This window comes from Paenibacillus sp. FSL L8-0644 (assembly GCF_038008165.1).
Lineage (GTDB): Bacteria > Bacillota > Bacilli > Paenibacillales > Paenibacillaceae > Paenibacillus > Paenibacillus polymyxa_D.
The window spans coordinates 3,072,745-3,088,762 of sequence record NZ_JBBOYN010000001.1; the positions used below are offsets into that span (position 1 = coordinate 3,072,745).

12 protein-coding genes and 2 pseudogenes are annotated in these 16,018 nt (G+C 45.6%); 2 read left to right on the forward strand and 12 right to left on the reverse strand.

Annotation, left to right across the window (positions count from 1 at the left end):
* Positions 1 to 60: 60 nt before the first annotated feature.
* The 9 genes and pseudogenes from NSS94_RS13785 to NSS94_RS13825 form a co-directional block, all read right to left on the reverse strand.
* Entirely contained in the window at positions 61 to 3,711 is a 3,651-nt protein-coding gene (locus NSS94_RS13785; RefSeq protein ID WP_341039467.1) for a dynamin family protein, read from the reverse strand.
* A gap of 481 nt (positions 3,712 to 4,192) precedes the next feature.
* Positions 4,193 to 4,465 carry a hypothetical protein gene (locus tag NSS94_RS13790; RefSeq protein ID WP_013310628.1) on the reverse strand — a complete coding sequence of 91 codons (273 nt, stop codon included), beginning with the start codon at positions 4,463 to 4,465 and terminating at the stop codon, positions 4,193 to 4,195.
* Between the two features lie 58 nt (positions 4,466 to 4,523).
* A complete protein-coding gene (gene nth, locus NSS94_RS13795; protein WP_341039469.1) occupies positions 4,524 to 5,198 on the reverse strand; it encodes an endonuclease III in 675 nt (224 codons plus the stop codon).
* A 213-nt stretch (positions 5,199 to 5,411) separates the two neighbouring features.
* A complete protein-coding gene (locus tag NSS94_RS13800; RefSeq protein WP_029514971.1) occupies positions 5,412 to 6,062 on the reverse strand; it encodes a GerMN domain-containing protein in 651 nt (216 codons plus the stop codon).
* A gap of 45 nt (positions 6,063 to 6,107) precedes the next feature.
* A complete protein-coding gene (locus NSS94_RS13805) occupies positions 6,108 to 7,607 on the reverse strand; it encodes an N-acetylmuramoyl-L-alanine amidase family protein (RefSeq protein ID WP_341039471.1) in 1,500 nt (499 codons plus the stop codon).
* A 293-nt stretch (positions 7,608 to 7,900) separates the two neighbouring features.
* Positions 7,901 to 9,475 (reverse strand): N-acetylmuramoyl-L-alanine amidase, encoded by a 1,575-nt coding sequence (locus NSS94_RS13810; protein ID WP_341039473.1) that lies wholly within the window; start codon positions 9,473 to 9,475, stop codon positions 7,901 to 7,903.
* Positions 9,476 to 9,707: 232 nt separating this feature from the next.
* Positions 9,708 to 10,310: a 3-isopropylmalate dehydratase small subunit gene (gene leuD, locus NSS94_RS13815; protein ID WP_341039474.1), complete on the reverse strand. Its 603-nt coding sequence runs from the start codon at positions 10,308 to 10,310 to the stop codon at positions 9,708 to 9,710.
* A 20-nt stretch (positions 10,311 to 10,330) separates the two neighbouring features.
* Positions 10,331 to 11,755 (reverse strand): 3-isopropylmalate dehydratase large subunit, encoded by a 1,425-nt coding sequence (leuC, locus tag NSS94_RS13820; protein WP_029514977.1) that lies wholly within the window; start codon positions 11,753 to 11,755, stop codon positions 10,331 to 10,333.
* Positions 11,756 to 12,376: 621 nt separating this feature from the next.
* Positions 12,377 to 12,495 (reverse strand): annotated as a pseudogene (locus tag NSS94_RS13825) (fibronectin type III domain-containing protein); the annotation flags it as partial.
* Positions 12,496 to 12,734: 239 nt separating this feature from the next.
* Here NSS94_RS13825 and NSS94_RS13830 point away from each other — a divergent pair.
* Together NSS94_RS13830 and NSS94_RS13835 are read left to right on the forward strand one after the other, a co-directional pair.
* Positions 12,735 to 12,974, forward strand: a complete 240-nt coding sequence (locus NSS94_RS13830) for a hypothetical protein (RefSeq protein WP_341039476.1) — start codon at positions 12,735 to 12,737, stop codon at positions 12,972 to 12,974.
* A gap of 77 nt (positions 12,975 to 13,051) precedes the next feature.
* Positions 13,052 to 13,350, forward strand: a pseudogene (locus NSS94_RS13835) (SPRY domain-containing protein); the annotation flags it as partial.
* A gap of 194 nt (positions 13,351 to 13,544) precedes the next feature.
* Here NSS94_RS13835 and NSS94_RS13840 read toward each other — a convergent pair.
* From NSS94_RS13840 to NSS94_RS13850, 3 genes are all read right to left on the reverse strand, one after another.
* A complete protein-coding gene (locus tag NSS94_RS13840) occupies positions 13,545 to 13,964 on the reverse strand; it encodes a hypothetical protein (RefSeq protein ID WP_069010667.1) in 420 nt (139 codons plus the stop codon).
* A 48-nt stretch (positions 13,965 to 14,012) separates the two neighbouring features.
* A complete protein-coding gene (locus NSS94_RS13845) occupies positions 14,013 to 14,243 on the reverse strand; it encodes a hypothetical protein (protein WP_029514980.1) in 231 nt (76 codons plus the stop codon).
* Between the two features lie 180 nt (positions 14,244 to 14,423).
* On the reverse strand, positions 14,424 to 15,839 hold the full coding sequence (locus NSS94_RS13850; RefSeq protein ID WP_341039478.1) for a transcriptional regulator: 1,416 nt from the start codon (positions 15,837 to 15,839) through the stop codon (positions 14,424 to 14,426).
* Between the last annotated feature and the right edge of the window lie 179 nt (positions 15,840 to 16,018).

The following is a 16,018-nucleotide window of genomic DNA, read 5'->3' on the forward strand; positions in this document are numbered from 1 at the left end:
CACCGGGTTGTCCCACAACCCGGTGTCCTGATCTTTAATCATTGGTGAACATATTTATCTTTACTCCAAAGCCGCAATCTTGCCAGCAAGTTCTTCCCAAACCTGTGGCTGCTCACCGCCCATAAGGGCATGCTCCATGCCACGAGTCGTCTCCAGCATTTGCTCTCGAAGCTGAGCTTTCTGCCACAATTGTTCCTCCTGCATCAGCGTAACGTAAAAAGCAGACATTCGTTCACGTTGCTGATCCACAGCTTCCCCGATTCGCTCGCGTAATATCGGCTCCAGTTTGGTTTGTAGATTCGCTCGACCAGTTCCTTCAAAAAATAGCTTTGGATTTTTAAAGCTATTCCAATAATCCTTCCAATGAATGGACTCCTGCAGGGAAATTTCCTTCAGCTCGGGAACAGCCCATTTTCTCGATTCAGGAATTGTGCAATCTAGTCCTGGCAACTGATGGTTCATGTGTTCTACGCACTGTTGTATAGCCTTGTGCACCAAAGTTTGTCCCGTTTTTTCCAGCCGGAGTGTGGTTGCCAGTAATTCCTGAGACAGCTCCAGTTCGATTAAACGCATCAGCTCACGACCACAAGATGCAAAAGCCGAACGAAGATCACCTACTCCTTCACGCAGAACAGATGGATGAAACGCCTCTGCCATAAATTCTCCAGTCCGATAGGACAGCCTTTGACGTACATGATACAGCAGTTCATCGGTCTCGCCCGATAACACAGATGCACCGTTGCTATCAGTCAGGCCTAGGAGCGTATGCTCCAATTCCCCACGGATGCGAGTTAATCGCTCTAATCGTATCTCCCGTTCTTCCACGCTATAGCGGGCATCGGCTGCATGTTGCTCTATGCGTTTCCGCAGCCGGGCCAGTTCCTGCGTAGCAGAAGCGATGGACAAACCTGCCAGCTCTTCGGCTGCAAATGCCGAGAAATCATCTTCAAATGCATCAAAACGTGAAGCTGAACGCAGCGAAGCCTCTCCCTGTTCGGTAGCTTCCAACGCCAGCATACTGGAAAGCGGATAAATACGTGGTTTTCGGATTCCATTCGCCTGTAGTTGTTCCTGTACATGCCGGGTAACAGAATGCAGTTCTTCTTCAGAAGAAGCCAGATCTGATGCATTAACAATAAAAAACGTCTGATCCAGTGCCAAGGTCTCTTTGACTCGACCTAGTTGATTCAGGAACTGCCGGTCGCCTTGCGTAAACGCATGGTTATAATATGTGACAAATACAAGAGCATCCGCATGCTTCATATAGTTGAAGGTCACGCCTGTGTGCCGTGCATTCACAGAATCCGCTCCTGGCGTATCCACTAGCACGATGCCCTGACGGGTCAGAGCGCAATCATAATAAAGGTCAATATGCTCCACAAAGCATGATTTGTGCTCAGACGCGACAAAATCTCGATACTGCTCTAAATTCACCTGAAGCTGTTGTCCCAGCAAGCTTTCAGCTTCTTCCCATCCGGCTGCGGCAGCCTTTAAAAAACTATAATGAGGCCTGCCCGCAGGATGGATGCCTTCCGGAGATAAAGCATGAACGGCTTCTTGCCAGCCCGCTGCCTCTGGCTCTCCCAATCCTAATAACCGAAATGAGTATTTAAGATCTTCCCGCAACGCCTCCACTGATTTCATATGGACGTCAGCCGTGGCATGGCGCTCAGCACTTGCAGGCGCCATTATGCGGTTAATCGCCGCTGTCGTCGGATGCGGCGATACGGGCAACACAGCTTCACCCAACAAAGCGTTGGCAAAGCTGGATTTCCCAGCGCTGAACGCTCCGAACAGCGCCAGCGTAAACTGCCCGCCCTCCAGCGCAGCGGCGCGGGCATGTAAATCCCGTACCGCCGCTTGCATGGCAGGGTACGGACTTACGAGGGCAGCGGCAGCCTTCAATTGGGCCGCTGCTGCATCCAACCGCGTGCGGCGGCCTCCAGCGGCAGGCTGTGCTGCCGCCGTCCCTGCTAGCGGCTGTGCCGATGCGTTGCGCGGGCCAGCGATGCCTGGGCGCGCAACGCCCGTTGGCGCCGCAGCAGCGGCGGTATCGGACGCCGATGCAGGCGCGTCCGCACAGGGCAACCCGCTTGGCGCGGGAGCCTGCGGCAGCAAGCTGCGCAACAGGTTGGCGTACGAAGCCGAGGCCTGCACGCGAGTGCTGTAGCGGCTCGCCGCCTCCGCCTGCGCCAACAGCGCAGTGTGCTTCTCTGCGAGAGCCGCGCGGCGGGCTTTGGCTCGCACTGCTAGCTGGGCCAGCAGGCGGTCTAGCAGCGTCAGCGCCTTGCGGCGGCAATCGGCGGTCACAGCAGCGCGTAGGTCCTTGCAATAGTTTAACGTATACTCTGGCGACAACGCATTTTCCTTCACCGTCTGCTCTACCAGTTGCCGGTCTATCACAGGACGGATGCCATCCAGCTCCTGCTCCATCGCAGAGGTCCACAACCCCTGACCGTCACCCCAAGACCGCAGAAGCTCCCGTACATGAGGAAGCAATTGTCCCTCCACCTGATCAGTCAGCATTCCTGTCAGCCGTTCCAAACGGCTTTCCTTTTCTCGCTCAGTCTTTCCTCCTGCAAACCATAGTCCTGTTTTGAAGCCCGGCTTGCGGCTCTCTAAGTATTCGCCTGCGGCTTCACGTAGCTCCGCTGGCGTCAAATGTGCGTGTTCCAGTAGATGATCCAGCTCTTGACGCAGCCGTTTACGCTCCTGCTCGGGAAGCATCTTCCAGTGTTCGTCTTCTTGCTGCAAGGTTTTCTGCTCTATATCCAGCCGCAAAATGGCTTCTTCCCCACCCGCTTCTTTTAGCAGTGTGTTCAGTTCCTCTTCTTCAGCTGACTGCACAGTCTCTACATGTTGCTCTACCAAATGATGCATAGAGGACACTAAACTGTATGCCAAAAGCTCTGTTTTTCGCTCCAGCAATTTCGGAATCAGGTGCGTCAACTGTTTCCACTGGTTCCATGGATGATTCTGCTCCTTCAAGGAAGTAAAAAGGATGTCCGTATAATGAACTTGCCAGGCGTGAAAGCTAGTCTCCACCTCATTACGATAACGTGTAAATGAAAGCTCCCGCTCCCGGTGTTTATCGATTTGATTGATGATCAAATATAACGGCTTGCCCCAATCCGATAAACTTTTGGCAAAAGACAAATTATTTTCAGATTGGACATGGTTGTAATCCATTACATAAAAAACAATATCTGCCCAATGTAAAGCAGAATGTGTCGCCAGCGCATGTCCGTGGTCTGTGGAATCGACGCCGGGTGTATCCAGCAGCACTCCTCCGTTAGATAATATGGGAACATCCTCCCACACTTGAACCGATTCATAGGCTCCACCATTTTTACAATACTCAGCAAGCTCGGACAGGGAGGCTTCCATGCTTTCCGGCTCTGGATTTTCCGCTGTTTGGGCTGGATGAATGAGTGCTCTCGGACGTCCATAACGGATGGACACTACATTAGCGCTCGTAGGCACCGGTCCAGATGGCAGGACGGTTTTACCACACAGGCTGTTAATCAGGCTCGATTTACCCGCTGAAAAATGTCCACAAAAGGCAATGGTCAGCTCCTGCGCATATGCTTTTTCCAGCAGATCCCCTACCGCCTTCGCTCCCGCTTCATCCCCGGCTTTACGCAGTGTATTCTGTATCTGTTCTATCGTATCCAACCACTTTCCCGCATCCCCTGTAATCGTTTGCATCATAAGCTACGGTTCCACTCCTTATCACTTGTCTGCACCAAATAGCTATATTGTAGCATTCCTAAGCCATTGTGAGAATCATCACATCAAAAAAACTAAACAGCGCTCCCCGCCAGTACCTGGCTTTAGGGAACGCTGTTTTCGTACATGATAACAAAAAGTTCATTTTATTCTGTCCAAAACGGATCATTAGGAATAAGTATTTAGGCAACCGAATGCATTTATCAAAGCCCTCAAGGGACAACGACGAAGCAAGATATGTAAACAACGGGTGAGCCTGCTCATTACGTACATTCACCTTTTGGAACATGCGGAACGAGACACCATAATTCAGGGTACAAAATGTATGCACACTTCATTGGAAGAGGCTCTATCCACATCAGGATGGTCTGCAAGGTTCGTGTATATATGCGCCTTCGGGCTGGTTAAACCAGCCGAGCCGCCTATACCGGAACATGCAACGCATGTCGTCCGCTAATTGAACTTAATTGGCTGCAGTCTCAAGCACTGGCAGCAAAATTTCAAATACTTGACCATGCTGTAAAATCGTAATCCCACGGGATTTATCCTTCATTACGACCACTTCTGGCTTTTGTGACATACGCTCCAGATAATGCTCAGGTACATCACCGGAATGACTAACCGTGATTCCCTCAAGCTCGCGCTCTTCGTTTTCAGCAAATTCTGTTGTTACAATTTGCTCAAAAATATCAGAGAATGCTTCAAAATTGTCTGTATATACCGAAATGCACTTCATACTCTTCATCCTTTTCTACACATAAATGGTTAAACCCTCTTGTTACCTTTGTGGGTCTTTAAGCTCTACGTTCCTTATCTTTTCTGATAAGAGACGTTTTCATACGTTTCTTGCCTTCCCTGCATACATCAAGCAACGGACACACCTGACATTGAGGGTTTTGAGCTTTACAATGGTAGCGCCCGAAAAAAATGAGCCTGTGGTGGGTCAAAGACCATTCATCCCTAGGAACCCTCTTCATCAGCTTTTTTTCCACCTCAAGCACTGAATCATCCCACCCTGCAAAGCCGAGTCGTTTGGAAACGCGCTCTACATGCGTATCTACCGCAATAGTTGGTACATTAAAAGCAGTAGATACAACGACATTAGCCGTCTTGCGGCCAACACCGGGTAGCTTAACCAGTTGATCGTGCTCCGAAGGTATCTCTCCCCCGTACTGGTCTATTAAAATACGACAGAGGTTATGAATATGCTTGGCCTTGTTTCGGTACAAGCCGATTCTGCGAATATCCTGCTCCAGTTCCTCAAGAGGAACAGCTAGGTAATCCTCAGGTGAGTTGTATTTTTGAAACAGGTCTGCCGTTACTTTATTGACCATCTGATCGGAGCATTGAGCAGACAATAACACGGCGATCGTTAATTCAAAAGCATTGTCATGGTTCAACTCACAATGGGCATCCGGAAACATCGTACCGATGGTGTCCAATATATGACGTGCGGTTGCTGCATTCACGGAAATCCTACCTCCTACCAAAAAAAACGTCTTGATACGGGATAGCCCGCATCAAGACGGTCACTCTAAATAATCATCCGGAAAGAAACGAATACTATTTGTGCATGACTGCCTGCATAGGCGAGAAATACACTCCTATATTATCATTATCTGTCACAGATTGCACGTGAAAAGTGTGCAAATTCCCAAGAAATTTTCATACCGTCTGATCGGTTAGCGACTCATGGGATGATCCAAATCTACATGCCCCATTAAGGACTCTAGAGATTGACCATCTACGAGCAAATCTAGCGTTTTGACTTCCTTGAATTGGAACATTGTTTTCTTCAAGGCATCGATAGCCAATTCCTCGCCGCCAGCTCCCAATCGAGCCTCGTCCGGCAGGGAAATATCAAAAGTCAATGCACCGTTATCCAATTTGATCTTATGCACGGAAATTTTCTCGGACCACAACGGAATTAGAGCAGAATCCCCACTCTTTTGCAGAGCTTCAAACGCTTTTTGCAACTTTTCCAGCTCGCTTGGATAGGTAATTTCCTTTTTCTGTTCTTTCAAGCCGTTCTCTTGAGTATCCGTATAGTACACCGTAATCTGTTGTGTTTGTCGATCTCCTGAATTTTCCGTGTCCGTCTTGGTCTTTGTAGGCTCTGTTGACGGAGATGCAGGTGTTTGACTCGCCCCATTATTTTCAGCAGACTGAGCCGATGGATCAGGGGTCGTCTGTTCGGGTGTGCTATTTTGTGCATTAGAAGTTTGTGTTTCCTGAGATGGAGTCGCAGGAGCCGTTGTTTGCTTAGAGGCACACCCTGCACCTGCAATGGCAAACAGTGCCAGCAGACCTGCAATTACGATTTTCTTGTTCATATGTCCCCCTCCTTGCTTGACGTTGACAAGCGATTTGTTGAAGATTTATTTTACGTCGAGATACTCTGTGATTCCATCTACAATCCCTTGAGCTACCCGGTTTTGAAAATCTTCATCAAACAGTGTGGCTTCCTCTTTTGCATTACTCAGATATCCTACTTCAAGCAATACGGCTGGCATAGTCGTTTCCCGAATTACATGGAAATTGCCATAACGAATGCCGCGGTCTGTTAGGCCCGTCGCAGGTGCAAAGTACTTGTGCATAACGTTGGCGAACGCTTTGCTTGCACTACGCTGGTAATACGTCTCTGTACCGTTGGAAGCTGAGCTACCGCTGCTGTTAGCATGAATGGACACGAACACGTTAGCATTAAGGTTTTCAGCTACTTTTACGCGCTGTTTAAGCTCCAAGAATGTATCATCACTGCGTGTCAGCACAACCTCAAGTTTGGGGTTCTGCTTTAATATGCTTTCTACTTTCAGAGCCATCGCTAAGTTGAAGGTCTTTTCATAGTTTTTTCTCGAAACACCAACTGCTCCAGAATCTTTTGCTCCATGACCAGCATCAATAACAACGACCTTTTTACCATTGCTGTTCGTTGGTGATGTCTGTGTGTCATCCGGCTGTGAGCCATCTGGTAACGTTGCGTCTGGCATGGTATTCACTGAATCTTTGGAAGCCAGATCGACGATAACACGATTCGAGCCATCATTATATGCGGTATAATTCATGGCATGTTTCAAATCAATAACAACGCGCACCGTTGAAGGTTCCTTTTGGAATAAAGCATAACGGATACCGGACACATCCGCTTCATTCTCAATGTCCAGCGAACCATTTAAGCTGCTATCCAGCTTTTGCTGGTCTCCGAAATTGTCAGCAAACGCAGTCGCTGGCAAATCCACCACTACCCGATCAGGGCCTGTCATCGTAAACGCTTTCGGCTTGACGGCACTGGCTGTTGCGATAGTTAAACGGTTTTGGCTGAAACTGATTCCCTGCACCTGTGTAACACCTGAGTTTGCATTATTCGTTGGTGCAGTTACACTTCCAGTACCTGTACTGTTATTTCCGGACTTGGGAGGTGTAAATTCCCCGTTTCCAGACCCGCTACTGCGGGTATATAATTTTACGGACTTGGAGCTGCTGTCCCATTTTACGTCCAGTCCCATTTGCTCGCCGATAAAACGAAGCGGTACAAGGGCATAATTGGAACGCAGCAGAGGCGAAGCATCCAGACTAATGTCGCTTCCATTGACAGTCGCCGTCTTACTTCCGATTATCATTCGGATCAAGGTACTGTCCTTCTCAATCGTTATGGTTCGCGCCTGCTGCTTCCATGTCACGTCATATCCCAAATTTTCAGAAATTACGCGTAGCGGGACCATTGTACTTCCGCCAATTACTTGTGCCTTAGCACCACTAGGGACACTTAACTGTTGATCGTCGAGATAGATTTGTGTTCCACTCGAAGCCGCATGTCCATAACCCGGAACCGCCCACATGAAGACAAATAATAACAACAAAAAACCAAATTTCTTCATTCGTCACCCTTCCATTCATAATTTTTTTGCCACATGCTCCGGTGCGGCGACCTGATATACGCGCTTATGTAATATCAGACAACCTTTTAGACGTTATCTCACACCAAAAGTTGCGAATATATTCCATCATAACAGAAATATACGTGCCAAAGAACTACTTTTGTCGAATTTTGACTAAAAATATAGATCATTTGCTTTCCGTCAAAAGTCACAGCCGAAAAAATTAAAAAAGCTACTTTCACCCCCATGAATTTTCATTACAAGGTGGAAAGTAGCTTTTATTGCAAACATCCTTAGTTAAGTGATTCAGTTGCTCCTGTGTCTGTCCCAAGATACTCCTTCAACCCATCGACAATACCTTCGGCGATCTTCTGCTGTGTTTCTTCTGTGAACATGGCCGATTCATTTGATAGATTACTAAGGTAGCCACACTCCAGCAATACAGCGGGCATTTGTGATTTTCTCGTCACCACATGGTTTGCCACCCTGATGCCGTTATCCTTGAACTCGGTTGCTGCTACAAGATGCTTGTGCATGATCGTGGCCAGGCTCAAACTTTCCTGACGTGCATAATAGGTTTCAGACCCATTAGCTTTTCCGTTATTAGAAGCTGGCATACTGTTACCATGAATGGAAACAAACACGCTAGCCTGTTGACTATTAGCGAGTTGTGGTCGTTCATCCAGCGTGGGATACGTATCTCCATTACGGGTCAATATGATTTGAATGTCAGGATCATTTTGCAGAAGCTGCTCGACCTTTAACGCTACCGCCAATGTAAATTCCTTTTCATGTCGCCCAGTCACACTACCTGCTCCAGGGTCCTTGCCACCATGTCCAGGATCAATGACGACGATTCGCCGTCCTTCGACATTCGTTGGTACCATCACCTCCGGGTTCACACTACTCTCAAGCAACTGAAGGGTGACTTCACCTGCGCTGTTTTTAGAGAGATCGTAATCATGTGCTTGATTCAAGGCAATGACGATACGTGCGCCCCCTTTTGTTCCATCCGCAGGAGCGAATCTGATTTCCTGTACATCCTTGCTGTCACTATTCGTCAACGCCCGTGTGCCATCGCTACGAATCGGGAACGACTGGAGAAAGTCTGCGGCCAGTGAAGCCTCCGGTAAATCTACAACAATACGGTCAGGCCCCGTCATTTTGGATACTTTAGGGGTTATATCTTTGTTCAGAGAAATCTTTAACGTTTCACCCTCAAAAGTAATATTTTGTACAAGCAACGCATTTGCTGTGGTCTGTTCTGTATTTTGCCGCTTGGTTGGTGAAGATGCGGCTTCAGTATGCTTGTCTGCTTCAACTGGGTTTATTGTCGTCGCTGTTGCTAAAGACGTTTTATTGGTGCTTGTTGTACTCTGTGTTGACGTTTGCGACGATGATTGAGATTGAGACTGTTTATTCGCTTGTTGAGTCGCAGCCTTTTGACTGAGATTTACGGATTTGCTTTTATTATTCCAATCTACTTTTAGCCCCATTTGCTCCCCAACAAAACGCAATGGGACCATGGTCGAGCTACCCCGAAGCACAGGAGGTGCATCCAGACTAACTGTTTTTCCATTCACATCAGCCGATGTACGGCCTACATACATAGACATATCTGTGCTATTTTTTTGAATTGAGATTTTATAGGATTGTGGTTCCCACTTGAATTGATATCCAAGCTGCTCCCCAACCACTCTTAGCGGCACCATAATTTTTCCATTGACCATTTCAGGCTTGGCATCTGCAGGCGCTTCCACCCTTTTGCCATCTAAAAACAAATCTGCTCCAGCCGCATTCACATGAGGGGAGGACGGCCACAACCAAATCAAGATAGCCGCTAGTATCACCCAACCATATTTCTTCATCCTCATTCCCCTAACTTATATATGTATTTTTTGGTATTTCTCACAGACACAGTCCTTCAACCATTTTACATTTACAATACCATGCTGAGTCGAACCGTCAACCCCTTATTTTCCAATTTATTTTTTGAGCATGATAAAAGCCCGTTGGCAAAAGAATTGCCAGTACGGGCTTTCTGTCTAACAAATGATCTAGCTATATGACTTCGTATTGAAACTGAACTGGAAATTAACCTTATGCGCCTTGTTTTGCAGCACGTTTTTGTTCATACGCCAGAATTTCAGATTCATGCTGGAGTGTCAGGCCAATATCGTCCAAACCTTGCAGCAGGAATTGACGGCGATGTTCATCCAGATCGAATTCAATTCGCAGACCATAATCGTCAGTGATCGTTTTATCATTCAGGTCGATGTTTAATTGGTAGTTATCATGTTTGGCCGTGCGCTGAAACAATTCCTCTACTTGCTCTTCAGATAGCTTAATCGGCAATATACCGTTTTTAAAACAGTTATTATAGAAGATATCTGCATAAGACGGCGCAATTACGCAACGAAACCCATAGTCCATAATCGCCCAGGGCGCATGCTCACGTGAGGAGCCGCAGCCAAAGTTAGCGCGAGAGATCAGCACAGATGCCCCTGCATAACGAGGCTTGTTCGGTTCAAATTCAGGGTTGATATTGCCCGCTTCATCAAACCGCCACTCGTAGAACAGAAACTGTCCAAAGCCCGTACGTTCGATTCGTTTCAAAAACTGCTTAGGTATAATAGCATCTGTGTCCACGTTCACCCGATCCACAGGTGCTACAATTCCTTTTAATGTTGTGAAAGCTTCCATCGTAATTCCTCCTCTGTATCCTAGCGGACTACTTCTTCCTGCTTGAATTTCCAATCCCGTACATCAACAAAATGCCCATGAATCGCCGCAGCGGCTGCCATTGCTGGAGATACCAGATGAGTCCGTCCTCCGCGTCCCTGACGACCTTCAAAGTTACGATTAGAAGTCGAAGCACAACGCTGTCCCGGTTGCAGCACGTCTGGATTCATCGCAAGACACATACTGCATCCTGCTTCACGCCACTCAAATCCTGCTTCTTTAAAAATGATGTCCAGTCCTTCTTCTTCAGCCTGAATTTTCACACGTCCCGAACCTGGTACGACGATGGCCGTTACTTTGTCAGAAACCTTGTAGCCTTTGGCAACCTCAGCGGCTGCACGCAAATCTTCAATCCGCCCATTAGTGCACGAGCCGATAAACACATAATCAATCGCAATATCCGTGATCGGAGTACCTGGCTTCAAATCCATATATTCAAGCGCTTTCTCAGCCGCTTTACGTTCGTTTTCGGTTGGCAGTTCTGCCGGAATCGGTACGGTTGAGGAAATATCTGTACCCATACCCGGGCTCGTTCCCCAGGTTACTTGAGGAATCAAAGCATCTACGTCAAACTCCAGCACAACATCAAACTCAGCGCCTTCATCTGTGACAAGCTCTTTCCACTCAGCAACCGCTTGCTCGAAAGCGTCTCCTTGTGCTACATGTTGACGTCCACGCAAGTAGTTGAAGGTGGTTTCGTCCGGTGCAATCATTCCTGCCCTGGCTCCGCCTTCTATGGACATGTTACACACAGTCATGCGCTCTTCCATGCTCAATTCGCGAATAGATTCACCTGTATACTCAATAACATAGCCTGTAGCGAAATCTGTACCGTATTTGGCGATGACACCCAAAATCATGTCTTTTGCTGTCACACCAGGTTTGCGGGTACCTACAAAGCGAACTTCCATCGTTTTGGCTTTGGCTTGCTGGAGACATTGTGTTGCCATTACGTGCTCTACCTCACTGGTTCCGATACCAAAAGCGAGTGCTCCGAACGCCCCATGTGTGGAAGTATGGCTATCACCACAAACAATCGTTTTGCCCGGATGAGTCAGACCAAGTTCAGGCCCCATAACGTGAACGACACCCTGATCCACCGTATCCAAATCATACAGTGTGACACCGAAATCACGGCAATTTTGAGTTAATGTATCAATTTGCTGCTTGGAAATCGGGTCCGTAATATTGTAACGGTCCTTAGTCGGTACGTTATGATCCATCGTTGCAAACGTAAGCTCTGGACGACGTACCTGACGGCCGCTAAGACGTAATCCCTCAAACGCCTGTGGCGATGTTACCTCATGTACGAGGTGAAGATCGATGTACAAAATACTCGGCTTACCTGCTTCCTGATAGATGACATGGTTATCCCAAATTTTCTCGAACATAGTCTTTTTACTCATCATTATTCACCCCTGTGTTTTTCGAACCTAGTGGAGAGAAGCTGAGCGGCTCTCTCTTGAATGTCAACAATATACCACGGGATGTCTGATTGGTCTAAGATATGATATCTATAGAAGTGATAGGTTAAGGCTATAAGAATAGATGAGGTGAATATAGGCGGTTCCTTGCACTGATTTCTATCAGCTCTTAATAGTAAAAACAGTCCACTTATTTCAGCCGCTCCGGCGTGGATCAGGCGTAGTTAAGGGGTTATTCCCCTATCCACTCCGGAAAAGCGGCTGAAGGTCATTCTGTTGTTTTCAAAACGTTGTTGTTTCACCAACTTCTTTAAGGTCGGGGACGGGTCGAACGGCGAACCTTATACATTCCTCAGGAGCTAATGTGGCTGCTGGTGGAGCTTAAGAATCTTTATAAATGAATTAATTTCAAGATGATTACCAGCAAAATGAACAGTGCCAAGACAGCAGCTATCGACGTCCAAACTCTTCCGGTGATTCCCGCGTAGTCTCTTTTCATTTCCCCCACACGTAACGCCTCCTTTATTTTAGGGTACTATACTCCATAGGCTATGCGAGGTCTTGATTAAAGGAAGGGCTTCTTAACAAAAAATGCTTAGTCAATCCAGTACCAGCCTGTCTGCTCTCAACCAAGCGATAAAGTCATTGACCTCTTTCATGCTTAAGTCAAATTCCTTGTCCAAACCGGTAGTCATGGTCAATACCATGATTGCGCGATTACCTGAGAGTTGCTCAGGGTCAGTTTGACCTCCTCCTTGTGGAGTGACAGAGGCTTCATTATTTTACTGTATATATTTGGAAGTATATTCCTCGAAATGTGTCTAAACATAAACCTGCCAATCTATAAATACAATCTAAATATTTGCATATTTATCTAACTGATGACTTACCCAAGATCGATCCTACTCCCCTGTTATTACTTGGAATTATATTAAATCTTCTCAATACTATATTATGAGGCGTGGCGAAGTATCCACGCTGGATTGCTTATGAATTTGAAAGTCCTGTAGTTGTCAACAAATATGTGTTGGCTCCACGTAGATCTAGTTTAACCGAATCGCCAAAAGATTGGATGTTCGAAGGGTCGGACGGTGTTTCACGGGTCATTCTCGATACACAAAAAAATATTACTAACTGGAAAGAAAAAGAGAAAAAAGAATTTCATTTACCAATAAAACAAAATATAAAAAATACCGTTTGAACATCACTAGTAATAATGGTAATTCTCTATTTTCACTTGGAGCCTTCGAGATGTACAATAATTTGCCGGTAACACCAACACCAGATCCGTCTACAACACCTGGTTCGTCCGATACAGATGAGGCCTCTCAAGCAACTGGTGACCGCGCTATTCTTACTGTAACCATGGGTAATGGGTTTGATAAAGAATTCGATCTGAGTAAAAAAGAATTGAATGCTTTCACCGCTTGGTATGACGCAAAGGATACTGGTAGAGGTCCTTCATTCTTTGCCATTGATAAGCACAATAACAACAAGGGACCATTCAGCAACCGTAAAGACTACGTAATATTCAACAAAATCCTTACGTTGAAGTAAGTGAGTATTCAACTAAATAATAAACACCAAAGGACTCCATACTGGTTACATACCAGCGGAGTCCTTATTCACATCCACTCTAAATTCAAACTGATCAATGAAAAAAAGCTCTACCGAACAATTAAGGGGATTAATTCACTTGTTGGCTTGAACAAACGCATAATTAGCCCTCCTCACCAAACGGCTAGAAGGACAGTTGTATAGCTAGGATAACTTAGAGATTTCCAGGCTGTGAATCAGCTACCCCCCATGTTTCCCCATTAACTTTATAGTCGCTGCCTCTCCACTGAAGTATGTAGTCTCCAGAACGCAAACCGTCGCTGAAACCTTGGTCAGTAGATTTCCAAGTCACTGTGTCGTGAGGAGCGATTACTAATCCTTCAATATATAGTTTGTTTGAACCGCTGTGAGTTAAACTTACCTTTACTGGATGATCAGAGTGATTCTTCATACGAAGTTTAACATGACCCCATCCTTTAGGGACACTAAAGGATTCTTTTACAGTTGCGCTTCCCCCCGATCTTTGATTAATTATGGTGTTTTTGCTAGTTATACTTGGTGAAGCTGAAGCAGCACCTACCGTAGTTGCTATAGCTAAAGATAAAATCGAGAACAGAAATATTCTTTTCTTCATCCTTTTCCTCTCCTATTTTTTGTTATGGTCTACCTTTAAGGCTACCGATTACAATTTGGTAGGTTCTTTAAGATCTACTCTAAATTCAAACTGCTTACGAAAGAAATACGACTCGTTAATCTTAATTGCATCAGGCGAAAACTTTTCCACTACTCCGCCGTAGTCAACGACCGTTATCAACTCATTGCTCAACGGCTGTACTACATATACTCTTACCTGGCCTAACGCATCTGCAAAAAGTTCTATATCCGACTTTGACACTCTATATGTATAGTTCATGCTGATCACTTCAGAAATAGTATTCGAGTAAATCGTGTGGTAATTCCTACACTGAAGAAAGCTCTGCCAACCATAAGGTTAGCAGAGCTTTTTCTTTAAAATCCTCCAATGGTAACGTTAGGCTGAATACTATGGTGGTGGTTAAAGGCTTGGTCCGGCATAGTAACAATAAACAAAAAGCTAGCCGCGATGACTAAAAGTACCATTTTTTTGAACATTGTTTTCCCACACCCTTTCAATAAAATTGAAATACTCAGCTTTAGTTTCAGGAACTGCATGGGCTTGAAAACGAACAAACAACCCCATACAGTTTATAAAGTAAGTTTCATTATTTATTATATGTGACTTTACCATTGCATTCATCAAATATTTAAAGCCATCAATGTACTTCCCTCGGTATAAATAATAAAAACCTAACTCGTAACCAAACCACGCGATATAATCCGGTATCACTTGTCGGGTATACATATCATCTGATGATGGTTGTTGTGAAAAAGTCGCAATTAGCGTTTCAAATCGTTTGAGTATATCGTCTACATCTATGCTAAACTGGTTTGCTGCGATTATAACATTCAGCAGTTTTGAAAGCTTTTCATTCTCGTTAGCGGCTGATGTTGTAGCAATATATTCAACATAATCGTTCAGCAGGCTTATTTCTCCTGACAACAGCTTATATACGTAAGTATTTCCTACCGCCCAGTGACTGAACAGGTTTACCCAGTGTTTTGTGTCCTCGTCATCCTCTTTAACCCAGTCTAAATCCGCATAGGCGTATGTATATTGTAGAGCTTGTTGATAATCGCCTTGAGCTTCACAAACACTAGCACACAACAGGTCAGCATAAGCAATGTATCCAAATAACGGCCCTCTTGTTCTCTTTTCATCATCTAGAAACTTTCGTTTTTCTTGGTGTTGTAAACTATACTGGATTTCCGCTTTAGCTCTCATTTGCCTTGCCATTTCGTCTACCTTGTCCCATTTACGTAATGACCTATATACGTTTGCCAAATCCTTCAATGCGTCAAGCTGATCTATTTCATCCAAACGCTCGACATAAGGCTCAAACAGTATAGCTGCCTTCATATTCCGACTTTGATCATCTCCAATTTGAATCGTAAATATTCGATATTGACAGACTGCCAGACGTTCAGAATGTTGGTACTTCTCTGCTTCTGCTACACTCTCATAGAGCAGCAGCACCGCAGCATGGCGTCCTTGAGCGAATAGGGTTTCTGCAATGTCAAACAGTTTGGGCGAATAAAGTAGATTGTCCATGATGGCTCCTACCACTCGACGGATCGCATCCAACTTGTCCAACTCCGCACAACGATACAAAAATGGCTCGATTCGTCTCATATTCGGGGGCGTGTCGATGATGTAGTTTTCTATAAATAAGTCGTAAAAGTGGCCTTCCGGTAAACCCATCGCCTCAGTAATTAGATCAAGCTGGTTAACAGACATAGGCTTGTTTCCTGTCACAATGGCACTTAGCGCCCCCCTATTCATGCCTGCAACTTGCCCAAATTGCGATAGACTCAAACCTTCTTGTTTTAAATATCCGTCTAATTCTGCTCTAATCGTAGGTGTATGCTTCATGTCATATCCACCCTTCATACAGAAATTCCAAAACTTTTATATTATTGCATTCTATTGTTGTCCATAATTTAACAGTTGTCAATAACCTTTATTTCTTTTGCATTTTATTAAAGAACTTCGGCATAATCGGTGGCATGAAATGACGTAAAGAACACTCTCCGCAGCCTATACCCATCTTA

Coding starts and splice junctions, on each gene's coding strand:
- NSS94_RS13785 (WP_341039467.1), bottom strand. CDS start 3,711: ATGATGCAAACGATTACAGGGGATGCGGGAAAGTGGTTGGATACGATA.
- NSS94_RS13790 (WP_013310628.1), bottom strand. CDS start 4,465: ATGAAGTGCATTTCGGTATATACAGACAATTTTGAAGCATTCTCTGAT.
- NSS94_RS13800 (WP_029514971.1), bottom strand. CDS start 6,062: ATGAACAAGAAAATCGTAATTGCAGGTCTGCTGGCACTGTTTGCCATT.
- NSS94_RS13805 (WP_341039471.1), bottom strand. CDS start 7,607: ATGAAGAAATTTGGTTTTTTGTTGTTATTATTTGTCTTCATGTGGGCG.
- NSS94_RS13810 (WP_341039473.1), bottom strand. CDS start 9,475: ATGAAGAAATATGGTTGGGTGATACTAGCGGCTATCTTGATTTGGTTG.
- leuD (WP_341039474.1), bottom strand. CDS start 10,310: ATGGAAGCTTTCACAACATTAAAAGGAATTGTAGCACCTGTGGATCGG.
- leuC (WP_029514977.1), bottom strand. CDS start 11,755: ATGAGTAAAAAGACTATGTTCGAGAAAATTTGGGATAACCATGTCATC.
- NSS94_RS13840 (WP_069010667.1), bottom strand. CDS start 13,964: ATGAAGAAAAGAATATTTCTGTTCTCGATTTTATCTTTAGCTATAGCA.
- NSS94_RS13845 (WP_029514980.1), bottom strand. CDS start 14,243: ATGAACTATACATATAGAGTGTCAAAGTCGGATATAGAACTTTTTGCA.
- NSS94_RS13850 (WP_341039478.1), bottom strand. CDS start 15,839: ATGAAGCATACACCTACGATTAGAGCAGAATTAGACGGATATTTAAAA.